Raw genomic sequence first — 22,157 nt, 5'->3', positions numbered from 1 at the left:
CGACGGCTATCCGCCCTTCTTCAAAAAGGACAAAAGGGCATCCGCCCATACTTGATAGCCTTTTGCCGTCAGATGGACCTTGTCCCTGAACATGCCTTCCCGGAACGTTCCATCCGGATTCAGCAAATCCCTGTTAATGGACAGAACGGTAGTTCTTGGAAGCCCGGGCTTGCGCAGGAGTTCATTAATCTCCTCCTGGCGCTTCCGCAGCGGACCGCGGGGGTCGGGACCGTAAGGAGTAACCTCCATCAGAATCAAATGAGTGCCGGGAAATTTCTTCAGCAGGCGTGAAGCCACCTCCCGGATACCCTTTACCGTATCTTCCGGAGCCTGTTTCCCTTTCCACCAGCCTATATTATTCGTCCCGGCCAGCAAAACACAATAACGGGGCGGCGTCTTCACAGCCAGGCCCGTATCCTCCATCCTCCATAGCATGCTTTCCGTCCTGTCCCCGCTTACGCCGAAATTGACGGCCTTCATCGGCAAAAACAATCTCTTCCAGGGCTCCGCCCCCTCCTGCTCCCATCCCTGCGTGATGGAATCCCCCACGAACAACACGCCGCATTCCTTGCCCATCAACTGTTCCCGGACAACCTTGTAGCGTGCCGGAATCCAAGGCTGCGTATTCAGCTTGGCGACGTCGGGAGGATCGGGAATGGCATTCTCCTGTGAAGCGTTCGCACCAACGGAAAACACGGCCCAAAACAGGCACACGGTAAAAAAAACGCGCATATTCATCCTTCATGGAAATACGCTCTACCACAGAACCATCTTACTTCCAGGGAAGAAAAATCACCTTCCCAGCGCCTTGCCGAAAACCTCCAGAGGCTGGCCGGACAACTTCAACTCCCGCACCAGAAAACGGACGACTAAAAGACTCGCCAGAGCATCGTACAACGCATCATGCCACCGGCGTCCGGGCAGCAGGGCATCCACGGAAGGACTCACTCCGAGGGCATCACACAAGGTGGACAGGGAATAATCCGGCAGCCCGGGAACGCACATCTTCCCCAGAACCAGAGTATCCAGCCAGGGACCAAATCCGTGTCCCGGAAACCGCCGCAGGAACTTCCTCTCCGTGGCCGGATTGTGGCCCGCCACCACGGCGCCGCCCAGCCGGGAGCGGATATCAGGCCACAGCGCATGAAAAGGCGGAGCGTCCGCCAGCATCTCCGTGGTGATGCCGTGTACCTGTGAAGCCGACCACAGGACCGGCCTGTCCGTAGCAATATAGGAAGTCCACAACTCCGGCTCCGCCTCCAGGGAGGAACATGCGGCAATGCCGATCTGCACAGGCTGGTCCGTATCCCCGCGGGCAGCCCCGGCGGACTCAAAATCAATGGCGGCAAAACGCAGGCTGCCGATGATGTCCCCGGCACGCGGCATATCAGAACAACTCCAGCTGTGCGTATTCCCCGGCAGGCATATCGTCGTCCATGTCGGTATTCTTGGCCCTGGGTTCCGCCAGGCGCGAACGCTCCTTCTTCCGGGGCCGCGTGGAATTCATCTCCAAATGGGACAAAATGGCCTTGGCCCGGTCCACAATCACGGCGGGCATCCCCGCCAGACGTGCCACCTGGATGCCGTAGGACTTGTCCGCCGCACCCTGCACGATCTTGCGCAGGAAGACGATCTCCTCCTTCCATTCGCGGACGGCCACGTTGTAATTCTGCACACCCGTCCGGGAACGCGCCAGATCCGTCAGCTCATGGTAATGCGTGGCGAACAGCGTGCGGGACTTCAGTTCGTCATGCAGGTACTCCGCCACGGCCCACGCGATGGAAAGACCGTCAAAGGTGGCCGTGCCGCGCCCGATCTCATCCAGAATAATCAGGGAACGTTCCGTAGCGTTATTCAAAATCAGGGAAGTCTCGCTCATCTCCACCATGAAGGTGGACTGGCCGCGCGCCAGATCATCGCTGGCGCCCACACGGCAGAAAATGCGGTCCACCAGCCCCACATGGGCGGCTTCCGCCGGAACGTAGGAACCTATCTGGGCCATCAGCGTAATCAGGGCCACCTGCCGGATATAGGTGCTCTTGCCCGCCATGTTCGGGCCGGTCAGCAGAATCAGCCGATTCTCCTCCGGTTCCAGGAAGGAATCGTTCGGAACGAACACATCGCCGGACAGGCTCTGTTCAATCACGGGATGGCGGCCGTTCACAATGTGCAGCGTCATGGAATCGTCCAGCACGGGGCGGCAATACTGGTACTGCTGCGCAATCTCCGCCAGCCCCAGCAAAACGTCCAGGTCCGCCATGGCGTCCGCGGTAATCTGGATGCCGTCAATGTGATGGCCCACCTCCTCCCGGAGAAGGAGGAACTGTTCATACTCCACCTGCCGGGAACGTTCGTCCGCCCCCAGAATGGTATTCTCCATCTGCTTGAGCTCCGGGGTGACAAAGCGCTCCGCATTCACCAGTGTCTGCTTGCGCTGGTAATCGGGAGGCACCTTGTCGTAATGGGACTTCGTCACCTCGATGTAATAGCCGAAAACATTGTTGAAGCGGATCTTCAGGGAATCAATGCCCGTGCGCTTGCGCTCCTTCTCCTGAAGCTGGGCCAGCCATGCCTTGCCGTCGCGGGAGGCCAGGCGCAGCTCATCCAGCCCGGCGTGATAGCCCTCCCGGATAATGCCGCCCTCCTTGATCGTCACGGGCGGTTCGTCCACCAGCGCGCGCTGGAGAAGGTCCACCAGCTCGTCAAAGCATCCCATGCGGGAACGGATGCTCTCCAGCATCTCTCCGCCGCCGGGCAGGGACTCCAAATCATCCCTCAGCGCGGGAATCCGGCCCAGGGAACTGGCCAGGGCCTGCAAATCGCGGGCATTCCCGGCTCCCTGGGAAATGCGCCCCGTCAAACGCTCCATGTCGCGGACATTCTTCAGGCTGTCCCGGAGCTTGCTCATCAAAAAAGGCTCCTGCAAAAGCGCCGCAATCATGTCCTGGCGCGCCTGCAGCCTCCCCAGATCGCAGAGGGGGTGCAGCAGCCAGTCCCGGAGCTTGCGCGCGCCCATCGGCGTGCTGGTCCGGTCCAGCGTCCCCAGCAGGGACAGCTTCACGCCCCCGCGGGAATCCACCAGGTCCAGATTTCTCTGGCTGGCCTGGTCGATCAGGACGGCATTCTCCGTAGCGCGTACGGAAATGCGGCGCAAATGTTCCGTCGGTCTCCGGAGCTGGTAGCTCAAATAATGCAGAACCGCGCCGGACGCTCCGAGCGCCGCAGTCATTTCCGCGCAGCCGAAGCCGTCCAGGGAATGCACCCGGAAATGGTTCAAGAGGCTGGGAATGGCCGTGGAGGGAAGAAAAGTGTATCCGTCGTAATACAGGGTGGGATGGGTGCCGGGGAAACTGTCTTTCTGCTCGTCGCTGATCAGGAGCTCGGAAGGATTGATGCGGGACAACTCGTCCAGCAACAGGTCCATGTGCTCGAACTGGGCCACGGAAAACTCCCCCGTGGTATGGTCCACACATGCCAGGCCGAGCCGCTTTTTGTCTTTATACAAAGCCACAATGTAATTGTGGCGGGAGGAATCCAGCAAATTCATGTCTGCCAGAGTCCCTGCGGAAATGACGCGGGTCAGCTCCCGTTCCACCAGCTTTCCGGGCTGTGGCAGCGTGGTCTGCTCCGCAATGGCGACGCGGCGCCCTTCCTTCACCAGCCGCCCGATGTAGCCTTCCGCGCTGTGATGGGGCACGCCGCACATCGGAATGCCGTGGCGCTTGGTCAATGTCAGCCCCAGAAGGGAGGACGCATCCTTGGCATCTTCAAAAAACATCTCGTAAAAATCCCCCATGCGGAAGAACAGCAAGACGTCTTCAGGCAGCCCGTTCTTCATGCGAAGATACTGCTCCATCATCGGGGTTGTGCTGGGTCCGGCCTTACTCATAAATAACGCTGGAAGACTAATCCGATTCCACCACCAACGCAAGGTTGGAATCTTGTTAGAAATATTCCGCCCATCCTCGGGGAACAAAAAAAGCCGTACCCCGGAAAACCGGCGGTACGGCGGAAAAACCGGCTTGCGGAATGTTCAGAACTCTACCACGGGAGCGTCTTTCCACAAGGTGTCCATCCCGTAGAATTCGCGCGTTTCCTGCCCCATGATGTGAACCATCACATCAATGTAATCCACGACGGACCACAGGGTCACGGGCGTATCTTCCACGTAGGTGGGGACGGTTCCCGTCTTTTCTCTCACGGCTTCCTCCAGGTCCCGGATGACGGCGCGCAGATGGGGAACGGACAATCCTGTGCACACAACCATGAAATCCGTCAGGGAGGACATGCCGCGCAGATCGTACACCCGCACATTTTCCGCCTTGGCGTCATTTGCGGCGCGGGCGCACATCTTGGCCAACTCCATAGCATCAATGGATACCATATTCGCTTGTTTCTATTCGGTTAATTTTTATCTTCGCGGTCCCTGCCGTAATCCTCCACGGGATTATAGGAGAAGGGGTCCTGTTCCTTGTCCGGGGCCTTGTCTTCCCCGTCCTTGTTTGCTGCAGCTTCATCCTTCCGGCCTTCTTCGGAATTCTTCTTATCCTCCGCGCCGGATTCCTCCTTCTTCCCTTCCTCTTCCACATCGGAAGGCATGGGCGGCGGCGTCACCTTTTCCGGGGGATTCTTCATCACCCCGTACTCCAGAATATCCACAACCTGGGAGCCTTCCAGCGTTTCAAACTCAAGAAGGGCCTCCGTCAGAATATCCAGCTTGTCGCGGTTTTCCGTCAGGATGGTCATGGCGCGCTCATAGGCGGTGTCCACCAGAAGGCGGACTTCCGCGTCAATCAGCTCGGCCGTGGACTCGGAATAATTGCGGGAACGCGTGCTCAGGTCGCGCGCAATGTAAACTTCTCCCTGGTGTTCGCCGTATTCGATCAGCCCCAGTTTTTCACTCATGCCGAATTCGCACACCATGCGGCGCGCCAGATTGGTGGCGCTCTTGATATCGCCGGTGGCGCCGCTGGTCACGTCTCCGAACACGATTTGTTCCGCACAGCGGCCGCCCATGGCTACGACAAGCTGGTCGAGCATTTCGGAACGGAGCTGATGCATCTTGTCGTCCGCAGGCAGCCACATGGTCATGCCCAGGGCGCCCCCACGGGGAACGATGGTCACGCGGTGCAAAGGCTCGCTGTGCGGCGTTTTCAGCAGGCAGATGGCATGTCCCGCCTCATGCACGGCAGTAATGCGGCGGCCGCGTTCGTTGATTGCCAGGCTGCGGCGTTCACGGCCCCAGTTGACCTTGTCGCGGGCTTCTTCAAGTTCCGCTTCCGTGATTTCCTTTACTCCCTTGCGGGCGGCCAGCAGCGCGGCCTCATTGATCAGGTTGGCAAGCTGGGCTCCGGAAAAACCGGCCGTACCACGTGCAATGCGCTTGAAGCTGACGCCGGGCGCCATCTTCACTTTCTTGGCGTGCACCTGCAGAATCTGTTCGCGGCCGCGGACATCCGGCAGGTTCACCACCACCTGGCGGTCAAAACGTCCCGGACGCAGCAGGGCCGGGTCCAGAATATCCGCACGGTTGGTGGCCGCAATCACAATCACGTTGGCATTATTCTCAAAGCCGTCCATTTCCACCAGCAGGGCATTCAGAGTCTGTTCCCTTTCGTCGTTGCCACCGCCCATGCCGTAGCCTCTCTGGCGGCCCACGGCGTCGATTTCATCAATAAAAATCAGGCTGGGGGCCGTTCTCTTGGCCTGTTCGAACATGTCCCTGACACGGCTGGCTCCCACGCCTACGAACATTTCCACAAAGTCGGAACCGCTGATGGAATAAAAAGAGGCGTTGGACTCACCGGCAATGGCGCGGGCCAGAAGAGTCTTCCCCGTACCGGGGGAGCCCACCATCAGCACGCCGCGGGGAATGGTCGCACCCAGTTCACGAAACTTCTCCGGATTGCGCAGGAACTCCACAAGCTCCCACACTTCCTCCTTGGCCTCGCTGATGCCGGCCACATCCTTGAACGTCACCTTGTTCTTTTCCGGAGAAATGAGGCGCGCCCGGCTCTTGCCGAAGCTCATGGCGCCTCTCGCTCCCCCGCTCTGGGCGCGGAACATGAAAAACAAAATCACCAGAATCAACACAATGGGCAGCAGATTCAGCAGAATGCCGCCCCAGGAGCCGGACTCCCGCTTGAACTTCGTATCGGGACCCAGCAGTTCCTTCACCCGGTCGCCCTGGAATTCCAGCGTAAAGGGCACCTCCACACGTTCAAACCTCTGCTTGTCCACGGCGGCGTCCCCCGTGGCTGCGGGCCAGATGCGGGTCACAAGCTGACCGGACAGTACATTCTCATTCCCGGTATCCGCAAGTATGGGGGCTTCATTGCCTCCCGCAATACGGCCTTCCAGAGCCATGCGGTTGAATTCGTTCACGGAAAGCTTCTGCGCTTCCTTGGGAATATTGTCCACCCAGCTGCCTTCCACAATCCGGTAGCCGGAAAGTTCATTCAGCAAAGGCTTGTCGCGGTCCGGCAAGGATGCGGAATAGGACAGCACGAAAGGCTTCATTTCCACCTTCGGTTGAAGGTCCTTCTTGTACACCAGGGCGTGGATCACCCCTTCCGAGCCGTTTTCACTCAGTACCACTTCCACCGGAGCCTTCGGATCGTTCAGGACCACCCGGCCGGCCTTGTATTGGGCTTCAAAAGATTCCAGACTTTCCTTCCTGGGCCCCAGTCCAAAGGATTCAGGGGTGAAAAAACCAAAGGCAAGCACGCCTACAATGAGGAGAACCATCACCCACACGCCCCAGTTGGGGGATTCGGGCTTTCCGGAGCCTGGAAATTTGGGAGGACGAGGAGGATTGGGAGGCATTCGGTCAGACATGAGACGATCAACACACAGAAGTTAATGAATCGGGCGGCATGATACGCCAGACATTGTAAAATAAAACTTTTTTCCGAGACATGCCATTCAGCAGGTGCAAGAAGCGATCACCCCCACGGCAATGGGGAAATAGACAACCCCGGCGTCAATCCCGTTTCCCTTTTCTGCGTCGTCCTTCGTGATTTGCCGTCTCTCCATTCAGGCGCTGGCGCAGCCTCTGTTTCCATTGCGGGATTTTTTCCTCCGTCCGGACATCCCGGGCCTCCCCCCAATGAGACTGTTCCTCCAGGGCCTTCTGCCTTGCCCTTCGCCTCTGGGCCTGAATCTCCTCCAATTTCCGGGCTCTCCGAATTTCCACGCGCTTGCTCACCTCTCCCTGGGCGGATGTCACGCGCCATGGGCCGATGCGGTAAGGGTACGTAATCGGCGCACAAATCAGGTCGGCGTCCAGAAACCGCATGGAAGTAACCAGCATATTCTTGACGTTGGCCAGCACACCCCCGTCCGACCAAACGCCTCCCATCCCCATTTCCAGCAGAAAAGCCAGGTGGAGCGTCTTCGCCCCAGATGCCAGGACGGCGAATTCCTTCAGGGAAATTCCCTCCGCCGGATCTTCCTCCGGTGCGGCCACGGACGCGGCCCTGAGCAGAAACATGGTATCCCTAACCTTGCGGCTCAGGGCGCAGACCAGCTCGCCCACCTTGGGGCGGGCATCAAAGCGGTAATCCTTCACCTCGATCAGCCACAAATCCCGGCGCTCCGGATGGTAGAGCAGAAAATCCATTTCCTTGCACCCGCCGCAGAAATTCTGCGCCTGGCGCGCATAATAGCCGGAACATTCAATGCGGCACACGACGTAGCCCTCATCGATCCAGAAACGGTGGACTCCCTCCACGTAATGGGCTTCTGACGGCTTATGACTCATAGCTCAGCTTCAAATACCTGTCCGCCTGTTCGATTTCCGCTTCAAGCGACTCAATAGGCCCCACATCCTCCAGGGAATCCCCGCACGTCACCCGTACGCCGGAACGGTCTCCCCTTGGCACGATCATGCCGAAAAACTTCCTGTGCACCATGGCATTCCGTGACTCGGAAAGCTGGATCATCAGCTCCCGGAGCAGGAACAGGCTGTGGGAGGAAAGAATTACCTGCACCCCCGTCTTGGCAAGCCCGGTCAGGGTCTTCACCAGCACAGGCAGATGAGAGGCGTTTAAATTCATCTCCGGTTCATCCCAGAACAGGACGGACCCTTTCCTCACGGAACCGTTTCTGATCAGGTAGCTCAGCGTTCCCAGCCTTTTGAAGCCCTCCGCCACCAGGCTCATCTCAATGGGATGAAGCCCCGGCCTTTGCAGAAAAAACCGGCCGTCCCTCTTCACCACCCCGCCTCCAATAATCTTCTCCAGCCGGGCCACCACGCGGCCTGCATCCGTGCTGATGGGAACGGAACCTGCATCCACATCCAGATATCGGCAAAGATCCCAGCTTCCCCCGTCCAGAAACTCGGGAAACCTGCTCCCCACCTGGACAAAGCTAGGATAAATAGTCAGCACCTCCCGCGCCGCCAGAAACACGACGGGAACATTCAGAAACCGCTTGGGCATTTCCTGAATATGCAGCCCTTCCTCCTCCTGCCCCGCCCGGAAATCGAAAACAAGATTTCCCATCCCCTCCGGCACACCCTCCCCTTCCATTCCGGCTTCCACATGGGCGTGCGCATTCCCGCGGTTCTGGGCGGTCAGCCCGGCCAGCCCGCGGGCGGCAAACACCCGCATCAGGTCCTTCCTGAGCCTCTGTTCTTCCGCCCATTTTTCCGGCAGGGACTTCTTGCCGCCATCCGCACTCCATCTGGCCACGGTATAGCACAGCTTCAGCAAATGGCTCTTGCCGGAATCATTGCCGCCTACCACTACATTGATTCCCGGCACGAACTCAAAATGTTCGCTGCCGGGAAACACCGTCACGCCGCGCACCAGTAGGTCATGTATCATACCGTTTTCAATTTAGCACAGAAGAGCATGCCGTAAATCACAAATGCCGCCAGCTTCCGTTAAGGAAGGAGCATTCCCGGCAGCCCTCCGGACATGAAAAAAGGCGTTCCGGAACCATCTCTCCCGCACGCCGTAAACTCCGTCATGAAACCTTCCCGCCTTCCATCCGGACCATGTTTTCGCACTGCAGAAGTTCTGAAAACAGGGAAGTACAAGAAACCGCATAAAGCGGAACTCTCCTGCCGCCATCCGTTCCCGTCCGCGGTTTTCCCCTTCATCCTGCGCCGTGCGTCCGGAAGGCGCCGCGGCGCACTTTTGGCTTTCCATTGTCCGGCCCGTCATTAAAGTAGCGCTATGAGCGCACAGTGGACCACCGCCAGGGAATATACGGACATCAAGTATGAAACCACGGACGACGGCAGCATCGCAAAAATAACAATCAACCGCCCCCAGGTCCGGAACGCCTTCCGTCCCCAGACCGTTCATGAAATGCTCAACGCCCTCAACGCAGCGCATGAAGACCCCAAGGTGGGCGTGGTCATCCTCACCGGTGAAGGCCCGGACGCCTTCTGTTCCGGCGGCGACCAGAAAGTGCGCGGAAATGCGGGCTACATCGGCGAAGACGGCGTTCCACGCCTGAACATTCTGGACGTGCAGCGCACCATCCGCACCATGCCCAAGCCTGTCGTCGCCATGGTGGCCGGTTATGCCATCGGCGGAGGGCATGTCCTCCACGTCGTCTGCGACCTGACCATTGCGGCGGACAACGCCAAATTCGGACAAACCGGCCCCAAAGTGGGCTCCTTCGACGGGGGGCTGGGCTCCTCCTACCTGGCCCGCATCGTGGGCCAGAAAAAAGCCCGTGAAATCTGGTACCTGTGCCGCCAGTACGACGCGCAGCAGGCTCTGGACATGGGCCTCGTAAATACGGTCGTGCCCCTGGACAGGCTGGAAGAGGAAACGCTCTCCTGGTGCCGGGAAATGCTCCGCCACAGCCCGCTGGCCCTGCGCTGCCTGAAAGCGTCCCTCAACGCGGATTGCGACGGCCAGATGGGCCTGCTGGACCTGGCCGGAAACGCCACCCTGCTCTACTACATGAGTGAGGAAGCCAAGGAAGGCAAAAACGCCTTCGTGGAAAAGCGCGAACCGGACTTTTCCAAATTCCCCAGGCTTCCGTAACCCCGCCGCCGCCCCATGTCCGCCTCATCCGACAACGAAGATCCGGAACGGAACAACTCCGCCGACACCAGAAACCTGCGCGACCTGCCGGAACACGAAAACATCGTGGAACACTTCTACGATCCGGACGACCAGGCCGTGCCGGAAAAACCCGTGCGGGAAAAAACGCCCTTCTCCCTGGTCGGCAACATCATCTTCCTGCTCACCATCGCCATTCTGGCCGGCATCTCCTGGCTGGTTTACAACTCCTGGCAACCTCAGGAAACGAGCTCCCTGCCGGGCTTCCGCCAAAAGGACAACGCCCCGGACATTCCCAAAATAGTAAAGCAGGCCGTAGCGAGGGACGCCTCCGTCTCCTTCTCGGAGGAAGACATCAACCGCTATCTGGCCTCCTCCCTCCAGCCCAAGCAACACGGAGCCCTGGCCATCTTCGCCACCAATCCCGCCGTAGGCGTGCGCCTGCATGGCGGCAAGGAAAAGCCTGACGGCTCCATCGGGGAAGGCTACATGGAAATCATCATTGAACGCTATACGGGTGTGGACTCCCGCCAGACCATTTCCCTGTTCCTGACTCCCTTCCAGTCCATGGATCCGCACAACTACATGGCCGTTCAGACCCGCTTTGAATTCTACAATGACAAAACCCTTCCGGGCGGCATCCACGTGGGGGGCACCATCGGCGGCCTGTCCGTGCCCCAGGGCTATATGATCTTCCTGCTGCCCGCCTTTGAAAACCTGCTGCAGGCATGCCTGCCCCTCATCCACATGGTGGAAGAAAGCGGCATGGGCCTCCACATCAGCGACGGCAGACTAAGCCTGACTCCTCCGCAAAAGCGTACGCTGTAAAGGAACCCCGCAGGATTTCCTGCAGTTACTGAATACTAAAAATCAAAAAAATTGTCTTTAATATTCAGTCTTTCTCCAAATCCCGGACCATGAGAGTCATATATTCCTCCGGCCATGAACGGATGATCTGGCCTGCGTCATTGAACACCGCCACCAGGCGGATGGAATCCCGGCCGTCGGAAAGGACCATGACGGTCTCGTCACTTTCAAAATCATAGCGCGGCTTGCCCAGCTTGAACGCAGGATTCCTGCGATCCGTCTTCAGCCAGGCTCGCGCCTGTTCCATCGTCAGACCGCGCAGGGAACGTTCGCTCCTGAACACGCGCCGCGCCGCATTCATGGCAGCGGGGGTGGCCGCCACCATCCCATCCCGGAACGGCTTGGTTTCCCACATGCGGTCAATGTCGCGGTCCAGCGCCCCACCCATGCCGCCGGAAAGAAGAAACACGGCCAGCGGCCAGACCAGCAGGGCTGCCGTCACATAAATGGTCAGCCGTTTCCGGCTTTTGGACAGCGCGGCGATGCTCTGGGCGATCCTGCCCCACTTTTCCACCAGTTCCTTGTCCGCATGGCCGAACAGGAAGTTCACCTTCCTGCTCATGACGCCCTTCCTCAATTCGGCAACCGTCTTCCCCTTCTCCGGGGCCAGGTCTTCCAAGGTGGGGCCCCCTTCCACAAAGTGGCGGACCACCTTCGGCCACAACACGGGCACGACGGCAAAACGAATGGCGAGAAGCACCAGGCTTCCCACCAGGCACGCCAGGGCCAGGTAGTCAAAGCTGCTGCTGAAAAAATAATCCGGATTCCACATCCAGATAAAAGGGGCTGCCAGATAAACGCCCAGGGAAAACAGGCACCAGGACCACACAATCGCGGAAAAGCGCCCCACGGCCACAATCAGCCCTAACAGGAACAACACGCCGCCCACGGCCAGTCCCCAGGGAAACACGCCATAAATGGCCTCCGGGAAAGCCAGAATCATCAACGCCATGCCCACAGGCTGCCGAACTTTTTGCATGTCTGTACCGTAGCACAAGCATGGGAGGGCTTCAAGAGAGTAAGACGCCGCAGTCACACAGCACCCATCCCTCCGGCGCACCGCCTACTTCAACCACCCGTACTCCATGATCAGGGCCGCTTCCACTTCCGCATTTTTCGCAGTTTCGGAATCCAGGTTCTCATACATCGTTTTAATATCCTTCCGCTGTTCCAGATACTCCTTGCCGGAAAAAGCCATGCGGGATTTCTTGAACTCAATTTCTTTCAGAATCACCTGCTTCCAGATCTCAAACCTTCTCCGGCTCTCCATCAGCGCGGCCACCTTGATGCGCCTTTGCTGCAAATCCATCAGAACCTTTTTCTGCATCAAATCATGATTCTCCTTGGCCGTCTTATACTGGAACCACGAGATCAGGCGAGTATCCAGCTCTTCCCGCAGGCTCATATTCACCTGCATGTCCCCTCCTCCGGCAAAAAAGCCCTGATACGTGCCGCCCGTACTGGAAAACAGGGTGGGGCTGTAAAAATTGATATCCACGGACGGGAAAAACTTCATTTTGGCATTCAGCACCTGCAATCTGGACGCTTCCAGCTCCATGGCGACCATAGTTACCACCAGCAGGTCCAAATGGCGTGCGGCGGACTTGTATTTTCCCCAGTCCAGCCTGGGCATCGTTTCGGGCCTCACAAGCCACCGGGCCTCCATATTCCCCATAAGCGTGGCGAATCCCTCGGAAATATCATCCAGGCTTTTCTCCAGTTCCTGTTCCGCTATCTTCTTCTGAATCCCGTCATCGTTATAAGGCAGCGAATTTAGCCGGTTCCTGTAACTGATACGCGCATTTTGATAGGAAAGCACCTGCCGGTACAGGCGGGACACAAGCTCCCTTTTTTTCATTTCCAGCGTCTTCTGGGCCGTATAAACGGCGGATTTGGCGGAATAATAGTCAAAGGGAATCTGGGTCAGAGACGGCATATTGAACAGAATGTTGGTATTGTACTCCACATCCTGTGCCGTCACCCGGCTCAGTTCGCTCAGCTCCTTCGTCAGCATCCAGTCCAGGTTTACACCCGGGATAATTTGGGTAAATACATTGACGACCGCACGCTCCGTCGTCCTGAGGGATTGTTCGGAACGCTTCAAATCCAAATTCCCCTCCATCATGCAGGCCATGGCCTGGTCCCATGAAATCTCCTTTCTGGGAAGCCGATTCCAATCGGGAATAGCGGCCATACGGTCCATCAACTCTCCCGCCTTTCTTTCCATGTGCTTGTCCACGGAACAGGAAGTCCAGACGGAGGCGCAAATGCAGGAACACAATGCGCCCTTCAACCAGGCCGCTCTGAATGGCCTCCGGAAAAGGCGGGAAACCGGGGAGAAAAAAAGCATGAGGGTGTTCGTTTCATAACTTCTGCCCCTGAAAAGTCAAGCACCAACACGACAGATCCGGGAAAGGAACTAGGGCTGGAAAGGAAAAAAGGGCTGGAGGCGGCTCCGGCTCCGTCTTTTCCATCAAGGCCTTTTCCTGTGTCTTTCATTTTCCAGATTTCCTTCCTTGACAAACCATAGGAAATACCACAGTCTGCGCAATAAATATTATCCAGTTAGTTGTTATGTGCCCTCTTTTTCAAACCATCTCCATGGCTTGCTGCTCCCTAGGACTCCTCTTTCTCACCCAATGCGGCGGAAGCAGCAGCGGCAGCGGCAGTGCCCCCACGACGCTTAACGGTACCACGGTATCCATTTCGCTGGGCATAACGGCTTCATCGTTCCCGAACATCTTTGAGTTAATCACTGACACCACCGGGCAATCCGTGCTCACCACCAGAGGAAGTCAAATTGCCTTATGGAACGGCGCCCCCACCGTGGTGTACTACAAAACAGGCGATAATACCGCTCACCTGAATCTGCGCTGGACCCAGGGCACCAACAATACTACCGCCTATTCCCTGGACATACCTTCTCTCGAATTTGACCAGTCCACGCATGCAGTGGCAGGAGGGGAAGGAGCCACCCTTTCATCCCAACCCGCAGGAGCGGAGATGGAAACTCTCAACAATGTCACGGCGGACATCACCGTTTTCTATAACAACTAATCCTCCCCTTCCTCGATATAATTCACGACATTTCTCATCCATATGAATACCCGTTTTTGCATCCTGACTTCCTTGTTGCTCCCTTCTGTATTATGCATCTCGGCGCTTACGGGCTGCGGCGGTTCCAGCAAAACGGAAGAAATCTATCTTCCTGTGGGCACCGCCCGCACTGTAACCGTTTCCCTGGAAGACCCGGAAGGCAGAGAAGTCTCATACGTCTTTAGCTTTAATGTGATTTCCGCACAGAACGCCACCATTTATTCCGGCGAAAGCGGAAGCCCAAGCAACGCATCCATGCACGTCAGAGGCTACGTTCCCGCGGACGACACTGCAAGTGAAGTATCCTTTTACTGGTACACCAACAGGGATGGGGAAGAAGCTTTCCCCTGCTACATGGTCATGACCAATGTCCAAAACGTCACCAAGGGAACCGGAAGCGCCACATGCGCCGTATCCGATATTTACTTTGCCGACCCTGCCGTCACGGACCGCCCCGGAACGATTACGAAATTCTATTTACCGAATTAACAGCTCATCCTTCCTGTTCTTTCCAAAAAACCCGCGGATATCTCTGCGGGTTTTTTCATGGCGGAAAAGTCCTCCCTAAAAACAGGGAAGGGCACTCTCCCTGGCAATACCCGTCTTTAATCCTGTACGGTGCAGTCTGGCCGGATAATCCGGACCGGATCATGGAAAAACGGACATTCCAACGTCCAACCTATCGCCGGAGAAGGGCAAAGCCCCAAAACTCCTTATCCCGATTCCTTTCCATCCTCCTGCAGGGAACAGAACCTGTGTCTCCTTTCCCAAACAACGGAATTTACCTGTATGCGGCCTATTTCAAAACCTTTCCGATGGGGCGATAGGCGGAGAATGCGACCGGAATGGAAGAAAACAGCACGCATCCTAAAAGGGAAACGCCCAGAAGCCACAAATCCTGCCGTATATCGGCATACGTCAGAACGGTATCGCCCAATTTGAAAAACTCTCCGAGGACGATCTTCTGCGTCTTCATGAAAGCCCATACGGCTCCGGCAAAGGAAATGCCTATCAGGAAAATATTCTCAACAATGAATGTGAGGATCAGAAGGACAGGCCGCACCCCGAAACTTTTCATCAGGGTATAAACATATTCGTTCTGGCGGAATTCCATGGAAGCCAGGGCAGTCAGAAGAATCCCCACGATAACCGCAATGCCGATGGAAAAACCCATCCGGCATTCCATCTGGTTGCTCATCAGAACTTCCAGCCTCTTCAGGAGTCCCACGTGCGTCTGGACTATCGTCATGCTCCCGTCATAGCGTACAATGTTGTTCAGCGTCTCCTCAATGCTCTGGATATTGGCTGCGGTCATCTCATGCACCCGGATGACATAACGGTAATTGCTCATGGGGGAATCCAATCCGGAATTGAAAGCACCCTCCGGGGTCAAAATCACTCCGGAAGGATACAGCTTCCCCAGCAAATGGTTTTCCGGAAGCGGGGAGGCATTCAGGGAAAAATCAAAATCTCCGATGGATACCACGCACGGCCCCGGATGCAGCGGACTCCTGCCGGGATTAAACAGGAGGACGACAGGATGCGCCTCCAACTCCAGATCGGCAAGAAAAGCGCAGGACTCCATGTTGTATTCCAAAATAGGGAAAGCGGGCTTCCCCACCCTGGCAAACCCGGCCGGGGAGTCCTTCAGGGCCAGAACGTCGCAGCCGTGCAGGAGAGGCAGTTCGTGCTGGAGCAGATTTCTTTTGGAGGCCTCTCCCTCACGCACGGTATCAAAAACCATGATCAGGTCCGCTCCGTTCTTCCTGATCTCATCATGCAGCATTTTGGAGGAAAGAACGTAATTCGCAAGAAAGGAAAGAGCGCACAAGGAAAGAAAAAACGCAACGAGTACCCGGGAAAGAGGGCTGGCCGGCCTTTCCTTCCAACGGTGAAGCGTATCCTTAAAGAGATACAGGCTGATTAAAATCAATGATTTCATGAGTCAGATCAAAAAGGCGTGAATCATGCGTACTCAGAATGCAAATCTTGTCGGCAGGATACTCCCTGATCAGTTTTTTGATGATCTCCGTGTTGCCGTCATCCAGTCCGGAAGTAGGTTCATCCAGCAGCAGAATATCGGAATCCTTCATCAATGTCCGGGCCAGGGCGGCGCGCTGGGCCTGCCCGCCGGACAGGCTTCCGGCCTTCTTGTGGCGCAGGGACTCCAAACCCAGCCTTTCCACCAGGTCATCTGCCCTGCGCTTCCACTGCTTTCTCGGCAGCATGGCCATTTCCGCGCATAGCTGAAGATTTCTTTCCACCGTTGCCAGAGGCAGCAGGTTGATGCCCTGGAACATGTAGCTCACCTCCTTGCGGCGGTAAAGCGCATCCGTCAGGGACGCGCGGCGGGGGGTAAGCACCCTCCCCCGCTGGGGCCGCAGATAACCGGCCAGAATTTTCAGCAGCGTAGTCTTCCCGCATCCGGAATATCCCTTTAAAATAGTGATTCCGGAAGAAAAAACCCTGTTGTAATTCTCAAAAATCCATTGCTTGTTCGAATAGCTGAACCAGACGGATTCACATTCCAATTTCATTTTTTCCGAACAATCAATTCCGTTTCACCGCTCACGACCAGCTCCAGATCGGGATGCATCTTTTCCAGAAGTTCCTGCCAGGAGGAGCATTTTCTCCCTTCCGGACTGGAAGCCAGCCGGATTTTATTAAGGCGGATTACCTCTCCGGGGGGGGAATAATAAAGCCTGGCCGTACAATTGGAGCCCAGCATGGCATGTGCCCGCTCATGCTCTTCCGGAGGCAGGCGGAAAAAGTAGGCCAGCAAATCCCCCCCGCTGGAGGTGTTCTTTTCCACACGCTTGAAAGCAAACGTTCCCTTCAGAGAGGACCCGTCGCTCATGGGCACTGCCAGATACAGGGATTCCGGAGGGAGCCTGGTCAGATCGGGATCGGTAATGGAAATGGTAATATAATAGGCGGAATCATCACAAACGGTCGCAATGGAAGATGCCGCATCCAGATACAGGGACGTGCTGTCGTCCCGCGGAAAGGAGAATTGGTACTGCAGCTTGCCGTCAAAGGGCATTCTGAGGATGTACTTTTCCTCCTTCTTGCGGAACTCCAGCCTGGGCTTGTCTTCCACCATGGTCAACTCCTTCTTGACCAGCTCTATTTTTTCCTTCAGGGATTGCTCCGCTTTCTGCCCCCCCTCCGGCTGTTTGCTGGCATACTCCCTTTCTTCCCGGGACAGGGAGGAATAGAACTTCATCTCCTCCAGCTGCTTTTCCAGTTCGGACAGTTCTTCCTTCTTGGCGATGCGATCCTTCATAATCTTGACTTCCAGATCTCTGCGCTCCATCTCGATCTCGTCCTCATTGACCGTAGCAATGATGGCATCCTTCCGGACCCTCCCTTCCGCCGGAATCCAGTTGCTGACAATCCCGTCCGCCGGCATGGCGAACGAGCGTATCCTCTCGGGCACGATCTTGGCCTTGAATGCATTGATATAGCAGTCCTGTGCGGCAACAGGGGCTTCCCTGCCCGCATCCGGGACGGAATCCATCACGGCTCCATGCAGCTGGCTGAATGCGAAGACGCATGGCAATGCCGTCAGGCAGGATTTCTTCCACGTTCTCAACATATTTCCCTGTAAAAGAAAAAGCGCGGAAGTCCTTTGCGAACCACCGCACTTTGAATATAAAATCTGTGACTCATGGGCCACTTGAGGAGATGACCAATCAATTGCCGGTGGGGTGGTAGTACACGTTGCCGGTCGTTCCGGACCACGGGGTTCCGGCAACGGCCCCGCCGCCCTCCTGCACGGCGCCTATGAAGCGAACGAACCCCGTGCATGTGCCGCTCGTATCTTCATGCTTTGTGGAAGCCTGGTACGTAATATCCATATCCACCTGGACGGAGCCATAAAAAATCACCACAATCGGACCGGGCAGGGTAATCTGTCCCTGGGCTATTACGAAGTTTCCTTTCAGGGAAGCTTTCTCGGCACTCGGTCTCCTGTAGATCATGTGGGTCTCCGCAGGAATCGCAGGACTGGCCGCCGCTCCCTGGATCTTCGCCAACGGGAGATCGGAGCCATTGCCCGTCAACTGAATAGTCAGATCACCGCGATTTTCCGGGTTTACTTCATCCGTAATCGGCACTACCATGTCCAGTCTGCTCCCGGTCGGCAGACAATCCCCTTCCCCAGTATCGCCGCTGCCTCCGCAGGACAGAAATCCGACAGACAATGCTGCCAGAGACAGAGAAGAGAGAGAATACTTATTGAATAAACGGGCAGACATCATGGAAAAATAAGTTTTTTCTAAAATAGTGTTTCTTCCGTAAACGTCAATAAAATAACTGCGGGGATTCATATCTTCGCAGCGTCTGCCGCCCCGAAACGCCACGGACAAAAGAAGGGGAAAGGGAAAACCGCCGGCGGCCCGTCATCCAGGAACACGGGAAAGAATGCAAAACCTGTTTTTCCTGTCTGAAACAACATCCGCAAACAAACACTGCCGCCATCATGGCCCGTCTCCGGAGAAAAGCTAGCCCGCTTTCTCCAGCCGCCTTTTGATTACGCGTCCCGTCACGAAGAGAGGTGCGGCTCCCATCAGAAACAGGAACACGGAGTCCTTCCACGGCGTGGGCACCGTCCCTTCGTCCGCGCTATAGCCAGGATCATCCGGAGCCTTCCCGGAATTGCCCCACGGCAGAGGCTGGCGGCGCGCCAGGAAAATCTCCGGGCGGTCCAGCGTATCCCGGCTGACCCGCTGAATTTCCGCGGACTCATCCAGCATCACAATGCGGTCGTTGACATAGAACGACTTGACGGAAGGCTTGCCTTTTCCCTTCTGCTCCAGCTCGGAGATCGTCCGCTTGTAGCTTTTTTCCGAACCGTCGATGGCGGCGCGCCGGACGGTTCGCACGGCATCTTTCGCCTGTTCCGGATCCTCCGCGCCAATGGCGGAAATGTGCAGCAGCGCCAGCTTGAGCAGCTTGAACTCCTCAAATTCACGGTTGCTCAACTGGGGCTTGGCCTTCAGTTCATCCACTTTTTCCTGAATGGTTTCCCGTTCCTTTTCCCAGACGTTTTTGGAGGCCTGGTCCACCACCATCATTTCAAAGGAATAGCGCAGGGGACAAAACTCCGCCACCAGGGGAACGCGGCCCGGCTTGAGGCGGCCATGCTCGTCCGTGCGGTGGGCGGACCAGGGAATGAACTGGTTCATTTCATCAAAATGCACGATGGCCCCGGCCATCAGAATCTGGGGAATCAGCAGCAGCGGCACCATGTTGAGCGCCGCGCGCTCCGTTTTGGCAAAGACGGAGACAAGCAGGGACAGGCTTACACCGATAAAGGCCGTCAGAGTCATCGTCCCCAGGTAAACCAGAAACATTTCATGGATTTCCAGAATGGCGTTCCCCACCCACAGGAACAGGGCGGACTGCACGGCGGACAGCCCTGTCAGCACCAGCGCCTTGGCAAGAACGTAACCGGTCACGAACACTTTGGAATTGCTTTCTCTCTTGAGCAGGGCACGGTCCTTGAGCACCTCGCTGGCCGCCCCGGTCAGGCCAAAGAACATGGCTACGATCGTCGCCAGAAACAGATAGGACGGAATGTGAAGAGCCGTGGCAAACGTGTATTCCGGACTGGAGGAAGCGCGCAGCGTCAGGGAAATCAGCAGGGCCAGCACGGGACCTTCCAGAAGCATGGTGTACAGCCCCATCCGGCTCCGGACGCGCCCCAGAAACGTGCGTACGGCCCAGATGCGGAAAAGCCGCCACAGCTGCATCACGCTGCGGCGGGGAGCGGGAGGAAACTCCAGCGTGCCTTCATACAGCGTCCTGGGGGCGCCTCCTTCATGATGGTGCCCCATCACGTTGCGGAAACGGTAGCCCTCAAAGCGTTCCTGCCACAGCCGCGGATGCTGCCTGCGGCGGCGGTCGTGCCAGGAAAGGGGGGCTTCCAGCACCTCAAATACGTAATCCGCACCTCCGGCGGTCCGGGACTCTTCCGAGACGTCTATGGACATGTCCACGGCCGCCTTCCGGAAATAGCGCATCATGCCCGGCACATCACCCCAGTAGGCCATCTGGCCGCCGTGGTCCAGCACCAGCACCTTGTTGAACTGGTTCAGAATGGCCGTGCTGGGGCGGTGCATCGTGGCGATCACCATCTTGTCGCGGCTCATGTTCTGCAGGGTCTGCATGACCAGCTTGGCATCCGAGGTGGAAAGGCCGCTAATGGGCTCGTCCAGCAGGAACACGTCCGCAATGCCTGCCAGGTCAAGCCCCAGGTTCAGGCGCGTTCTCTCCCCGTCGGAAATGGTGCGCGCATTCATTTCCCCCACGCGGCGGGAAGCGATGTGCGTCAGCCCCAGGAATTTCAGGATGGCGTTCACCCTCCTGGCACGGCCGGAGCGCGTCAGGCGCGGCCTCCGTATGATGGTAGCCTGGGCGATGTGTTCCGAGACGCTCATGGCGGCGTCCAAAATGTCTTCCCGGGGAATGAAGGCAATATAGGGGCGCACCAGTTCCGGTGCGCTGTACAGGAGCTGGTTGTTGTAGCGGATGCATCCGCGCGTGGGCGGCAGATGCCCCGCCATCATGGCCAGCAGGGTGCTTTTCCCGGACCCGCTGGGCCCCAAAATGCACACCATTTCTCCGCGCTTCACGCTCAGGTCGATATTATCCAGAACGCGTCCGGAGCGCCGGAATTCCTTGGTCACGCCCTCCACGCTGAGCGTCCTGATGGCGTGGTACTCTTCATCCAGCACCCCGGCGGAAAACCGGCAGCGCAGGGCATGGTAGGAATTCAGGTGCACCACGTCCCCGTCCTTTAAAGACATCCGGCCCTTGACAATCCTGCCGTTGATCCACAGAGGCATGGACGCCTCCATCACCTCCAGCCAGCCGGAATTGGTAGCGCTGGAAAAAGACACCTCCAGCACTACTCCGGCTGCCAGCCCCGGAGTCAGCAGCATATCCCCCTTGCGCGCCTTTTCCGGCATGTTGGTCACGCGCAGCTTGCGGGTGCCGGGGTCCAGGCGGAAGCGGCGTCCGATGTCGGACAGGGCGTTCTGCATCTCCCCCATCGAAAAAGGGCCTTCCCCATCCAGCGTGAAGGAGGAATAATATTCCATCCTGACACTTTCTCCGGGATACAGCCGGTGGCCGTCCACCACAAACTCCACCTCCGGCCTCAGCACCTCCACCTCGCAGGCCAGCCCCATGCTCACGCGCACCGCGCTGGCTCTGGACCTCATGCGGCTGATCTGGAGCGAACCGTTGTCCAGGACAAGATAGCAGACTTCCTGCTTGCCGGAACGCTTGCAATCCAGGAAAAAAGCGAAATCCTCAAAACTCAGCGGCCCGGAAGGCAGCAGCACCACCTGTCCGTTGGTCAGCGGCATCACTCCGCCGGTGGCCAAATGCCGCCCGCGCACCACGATGGACTTGGAGCCGTCGTTAACCACCAGCACCAGGCGGGAACACCGGATCAGCCGGAAGGAGATCCCCTGGTCGGACTCCGGGAGAGACACCTCTCCGCCGATTCCGGATGAAAAACTCACGCTGTAGGCCGGTTCCTGGGCCTCCACATCCGGAGTCATCAGAAGCTGCCTTAAATGGTTGGCCGCTCCCGGCAGTTCAAGCCCGTACGTCACTTGATCAAACAGCTCCCCGGTCATCCTGGGGTCTCCAGTATTGATGAGCAGGGAAAGCACTTCCAGGGCAATCGCCATGCGCTCCGTTTCATCCCGGCCGGAGGCGGCGGACGCCAGCACGTCCTCCACCGTCAGGCTGGCGCGCATGGACCGTTCAAACCGGTTGGAAAGCCAGCGGTGCTCCACTTCCGGGAAAGTGTAGCGCAGAATATCCAGGGCGGCGTCCGCATCCCGCGCGCTCAAGTGGCGGCGGCCGCTCAAAATGGTAGCGAACAGGTCCACCAGCGTTCCGGCGTGGATCTTCATGGACCCGTCATCCCGGCGCAGCCACGGAACATAGGCGCCCAGTGTTCTGACCAGATTCAACCTCCAGTGGATCAGCTTGGAGGGTATGTCAAAAAACCATCGGATCATGCCAGCGAACGCGTTGCCTGCACCAGTAGTACAGGGATTCCCGCACCACCTCAAGCGGAACCGGACTTTCCCGGAGAAATGACAATATTTTCTGCACCTTTATCTTGCAATAGGTCCGGCGTAAGTA

18 protein-coding genes are annotated in these 22,157 nt (G+C 57.4%); 4 read left to right on the top strand and 14 right to left on the bottom strand.

Annotated elements, in window-relative coordinates:
• Nucleotides 1-6: 6 nt before the first annotated feature.
• The 7 genes from V3C20_RS07210 to V3C20_RS07180 all read right to left on the bottom strand — a co-directional run bounded on the left by V3C20_RS07210 (nucleotide 7) and on the right by V3C20_RS07180 (nucleotide 8,828).
• Nucleotides 7-732 carry a GDSL-type esterase/lipase family protein gene (locus V3C20_RS07210; RefSeq protein WP_161981219.1) on the bottom strand — a complete coding sequence of 242 codons (726 nt, stop codon included), beginning with the start codon at nucleotides 730-732 and terminating at the stop codon, nucleotides 7-9.
• A gap of 60 nt (nucleotides 733-792) precedes the next feature.
• Nucleotides 793-1,386 carry a 3'-5' exonuclease gene (locus tag V3C20_RS07205; protein ID WP_130083200.1) on the bottom strand — a complete coding sequence of 198 codons (594 nt, stop codon included), beginning with the start codon at nucleotides 1,384-1,386 and terminating at the stop codon, nucleotides 793-795.
• Between the two features lies 1 nt (nucleotide 1,387).
• Complete coding sequence (gene mutS, locus V3C20_RS07200; protein WP_238623774.1) at nucleotides 1,388-3,889, bottom strand: DNA mismatch repair protein MutS; 2,502 nt, start codon at nucleotides 3,887-3,889, stop codon at nucleotides 1,388-1,390.
• 144 nt (nucleotides 3,890-4,033) lie between these two features.
• A complete protein-coding gene (rsfS, locus tag V3C20_RS07195; RefSeq protein WP_130083201.1) occupies nucleotides 4,034-4,384 on the bottom strand; it encodes a ribosome silencing factor in 351 nt (116 codons plus the stop codon).
• Between the two features lie 20 nt (nucleotides 4,385-4,404).
• On the bottom strand, nucleotides 4,405-6,825 hold the full coding sequence (ftsH, locus tag V3C20_RS07190; RefSeq protein WP_240047048.1) for an ATP-dependent zinc metalloprotease FtsH: 2,421 nt from the start codon (nucleotides 6,823-6,825) through the stop codon (nucleotides 4,405-4,407).
• Between the two features lie 157 nt (nucleotides 6,826-6,982).
• Nucleotides 6,983-7,762: a hypothetical protein gene (locus V3C20_RS07185; RefSeq protein ID WP_130083202.1), complete on the bottom strand. Its 780-nt coding sequence runs from the start codon at nucleotides 7,760-7,762 to the stop codon at nucleotides 6,983-6,985.
• A complete protein-coding gene (locus V3C20_RS07180) occupies nucleotides 7,752-8,828 on the bottom strand; it encodes an AAA family ATPase (RefSeq protein WP_130083203.1) in 1,077 nt (358 codons plus the stop codon). The genes V3C20_RS07185 and V3C20_RS07180 overlap by 11 nt, the downstream gene beginning before the upstream one ends.
• A 354-nt stretch (nucleotides 8,829-9,182) precedes the next feature.
• Here V3C20_RS07180 and menB point away from each other — a divergent pair, with 354 nt between their 5' ends.
• Complete coding sequence (gene menB, locus V3C20_RS07175; protein ID WP_130083204.1) at nucleotides 9,183-10,007, top strand: 1,4-dihydroxy-2-naphthoyl-CoA synthase; 825 nt, start codon at nucleotides 9,183-9,185, stop codon at nucleotides 10,005-10,007.
• Between the two features lie 15 nt (nucleotides 10,008-10,022).
• Entirely contained in the window at nucleotides 10,023-10,853 is an 831-nt protein-coding gene (locus tag V3C20_RS07170; protein ID WP_130083205.1) for a hypothetical protein, read from the top strand.
• A gap of 64 nt (nucleotides 10,854-10,917) precedes the next feature.
• Here the strand turns inward: V3C20_RS07170 and V3C20_RS07165 are convergent, their stop codons facing one another.
• Nucleotides 10,918-11,871, bottom strand: coding sequence for a hypothetical protein (locus V3C20_RS07165; RefSeq protein WP_130083206.1), 954 nt, complete (start codon nucleotides 11,869-11,871; stop codon nucleotides 10,918-10,920).
• Between the two features lie 84 nt (nucleotides 11,872-11,955).
• Nucleotides 11,956-13,242, bottom strand: a complete 1,287-nt coding sequence (locus V3C20_RS07160) for a hypothetical protein (protein WP_149873761.1) — start codon at nucleotides 13,240-13,242, stop codon at nucleotides 11,956-11,958.
• A gap of 224 nt (nucleotides 13,243-13,466) precedes the next feature.
• Between V3C20_RS07160 and V3C20_RS07155 the strand changes: the two genes are divergently transcribed.
• The gene (locus V3C20_RS07155; RefSeq protein ID WP_130083208.1) at nucleotides 13,467-13,949 is read left to right on the top strand and encodes a hypothetical protein; all 483 of its coding nucleotides are present in this window, start codon (nucleotides 13,467-13,469) and stop codon (nucleotides 13,947-13,949) included.
• Nucleotides 13,950-13,991: 42 nt separating this feature from the next.
• Nucleotides 13,992-14,477 (top strand): hypothetical protein, encoded by a 486-nt coding sequence (locus V3C20_RS07150; protein WP_130083209.1) that lies wholly within the window; start codon nucleotides 13,992-13,994, stop codon nucleotides 14,475-14,477.
• 307 nt (nucleotides 14,478-14,784) lie between these two features.
• Here the strand turns inward: V3C20_RS07150 and V3C20_RS07145 are convergent, their stop codons facing one another.
• The 5 genes from V3C20_RS07145 to V3C20_RS07125 all read right to left on the bottom strand — a co-directional run bounded on the left by V3C20_RS07145 (nucleotide 14,785) and on the right by V3C20_RS07125 (nucleotide 22,030).
• Nucleotides 14,785-15,930, bottom strand: coding sequence for an ABC transporter permease (locus tag V3C20_RS07145; RefSeq protein ID WP_130083210.1), 1,146 nt, complete (start codon nucleotides 15,928-15,930; stop codon nucleotides 14,785-14,787).
• A complete protein-coding gene (locus tag V3C20_RS07140; RefSeq protein WP_130083211.1) occupies nucleotides 15,893-16,525 on the bottom strand; it encodes an ATP-binding cassette domain-containing protein in 633 nt (210 codons plus the stop codon). The genes V3C20_RS07145 and V3C20_RS07140 overlap by 38 nt, the downstream gene beginning before the upstream one ends.
• Entirely contained in the window at nucleotides 16,522-17,586 is a 1,065-nt protein-coding gene (locus tag V3C20_RS07135) for a hypothetical protein (RefSeq protein ID WP_130083212.1), read from the bottom strand. Before V3C20_RS07135 ends, V3C20_RS07140 begins: the two co-directional genes overlap by 4 nt.
• 97 nt (nucleotides 17,587-17,683) lie before the next feature.
• Nucleotides 17,684-18,112: a hypothetical protein gene (locus V3C20_RS07130; RefSeq protein WP_130083213.1), complete on the bottom strand. Its 429-nt coding sequence runs from the start codon at nucleotides 18,110-18,112 to the stop codon at nucleotides 17,684-17,686.
• Between the two features lie 381 nt (nucleotides 18,113-18,493).
• Nucleotides 18,494-22,030 carry an ATP-binding cassette domain-containing protein gene (locus tag V3C20_RS07125; RefSeq protein ID WP_130083214.1) on the bottom strand — a complete coding sequence of 1,179 codons (3,537 nt, stop codon included), beginning with the start codon at nucleotides 22,028-22,030 and terminating at the stop codon, nucleotides 18,494-18,496.
• Nucleotides 22,031-22,157 lie beyond the last annotated feature (127 nt).

This window comes from Akkermansia sp. RCC_12PD, from assembly GCF_036417355.1.
GTDB lineage: Bacteria > Verrucomicrobiota > Verrucomicrobiia > Verrucomicrobiales > Akkermansiaceae > Akkermansia.
The sequence above is the reverse complement of the archived record's forward strand: the minus strand, read 5'-3'. Positions and strand labels throughout refer to the sequence as shown.

What these genes read in the sequence shown, in the direction of transcription:
- V3C20_RS07210 (WP_161981219.1), bottom strand. Translation starts at nt 732, where the DNA reads ATGCGCGTTTTTTTTACCGTGTGCCTGTTTTGGGCCGTGTTTTCCGTT.
- V3C20_RS07205 (WP_130083200.1), bottom strand. Translation starts at nt 1,386, where the DNA reads ATGCCGCGTGCCGGGGACATCATCGGCAGCCTGCGTTTTGCCGCCATT.
- mutS (WP_238623774.1), bottom strand. Translation starts at nt 3,889, where the DNA reads ATGAGTAAGGCCGGACCCAGCACAACCCCGATGATGGAGCAGTATCTT.
- rsfS (WP_130083201.1), bottom strand. Translation starts at nt 4,384, where the DNA reads ATGGTATCCATTGATGCTATGGAGTTGGCCAAGATGTGCGCCCGCGCC.
- ftsH (WP_240047048.1), bottom strand. Translation starts at nt 6,825, where the DNA reads ATGCCTCCCAATCCTCCTCGTCCTCCCAAATTTCCAGGCTCCGGAAAG.
- V3C20_RS07185 (WP_130083202.1), bottom strand. Translation starts at nt 7,762, where the DNA reads ATGAGTCATAAGCCGTCAGAAGCCCATTACGTGGAGGGAGTCCACCGT.
- V3C20_RS07180 (WP_130083203.1), bottom strand. Translation starts at nt 8,828, where the DNA reads ATGATACATGACCTACTGGTGCGCGGCGTGACGGTGTTTCCCGGCAGC.
- menB (WP_130083204.1), top strand. Translation starts at nt 9,183, where the DNA reads ATGAGCGCACAGTGGACCACCGCCAGGGAATATACGGACATCAAGTAT.
- V3C20_RS07170 (WP_130083205.1), top strand. Translation starts at nt 10,023, where the DNA reads ATGTCCGCCTCATCCGACAACGAAGATCCGGAACGGAACAACTCCGCC.
- V3C20_RS07165 (WP_130083206.1), bottom strand. Translation starts at nt 11,871, where the DNA reads ATGCAAAAAGTTCGGCAGCCTGTGGGCATGGCGTTGATGATTCTGGCT.
- V3C20_RS07160 (WP_149873761.1), bottom strand. Translation starts at nt 13,242, where the DNA reads ATGCTTTTTTTCTCCCCGGTTTCCCGCCTTTTCCGGAGGCCATTCAGA.
- V3C20_RS07155 (WP_130083208.1), top strand. Translation starts at nt 13,467, where the DNA reads ATGTGCCCTCTTTTTCAAACCATCTCCATGGCTTGCTGCTCCCTAGGA.
- V3C20_RS07150 (WP_130083209.1), top strand. Translation starts at nt 13,992, where the DNA reads ATGAATACCCGTTTTTGCATCCTGACTTCCTTGTTGCTCCCTTCTGTA.
- V3C20_RS07145 (WP_130083210.1), bottom strand. Translation starts at nt 15,930, where the DNA reads ATGAAATCATTGATTTTAATCAGCCTGTATCTCTTTAAGGATACGCTT.
- V3C20_RS07140 (WP_130083211.1), bottom strand. Translation starts at nt 16,525, where the DNA reads ATGAAATTGGAATGTGAATCCGTCTGGTTCAGCTATTCGAACAAGCAA.
- V3C20_RS07135 (WP_130083212.1), bottom strand. Translation starts at nt 17,586, where the DNA reads ATGTTGAGAACGTGGAAGAAATCCTGCCTGACGGCATTGCCATGCGTC.
- V3C20_RS07130 (WP_130083213.1), bottom strand. Translation starts at nt 18,112, where the DNA reads ATGGTAGTGCCGATTACGGATGAAGTAAACCCGGAAAATCGCGGTGAT.
- V3C20_RS07125 (WP_130083214.1), bottom strand. Translation starts at nt 22,030, where the DNA reads ATGATCCGATGGTTTTTTGACATACCCTCCAAGCTGATCCACTGGAGG.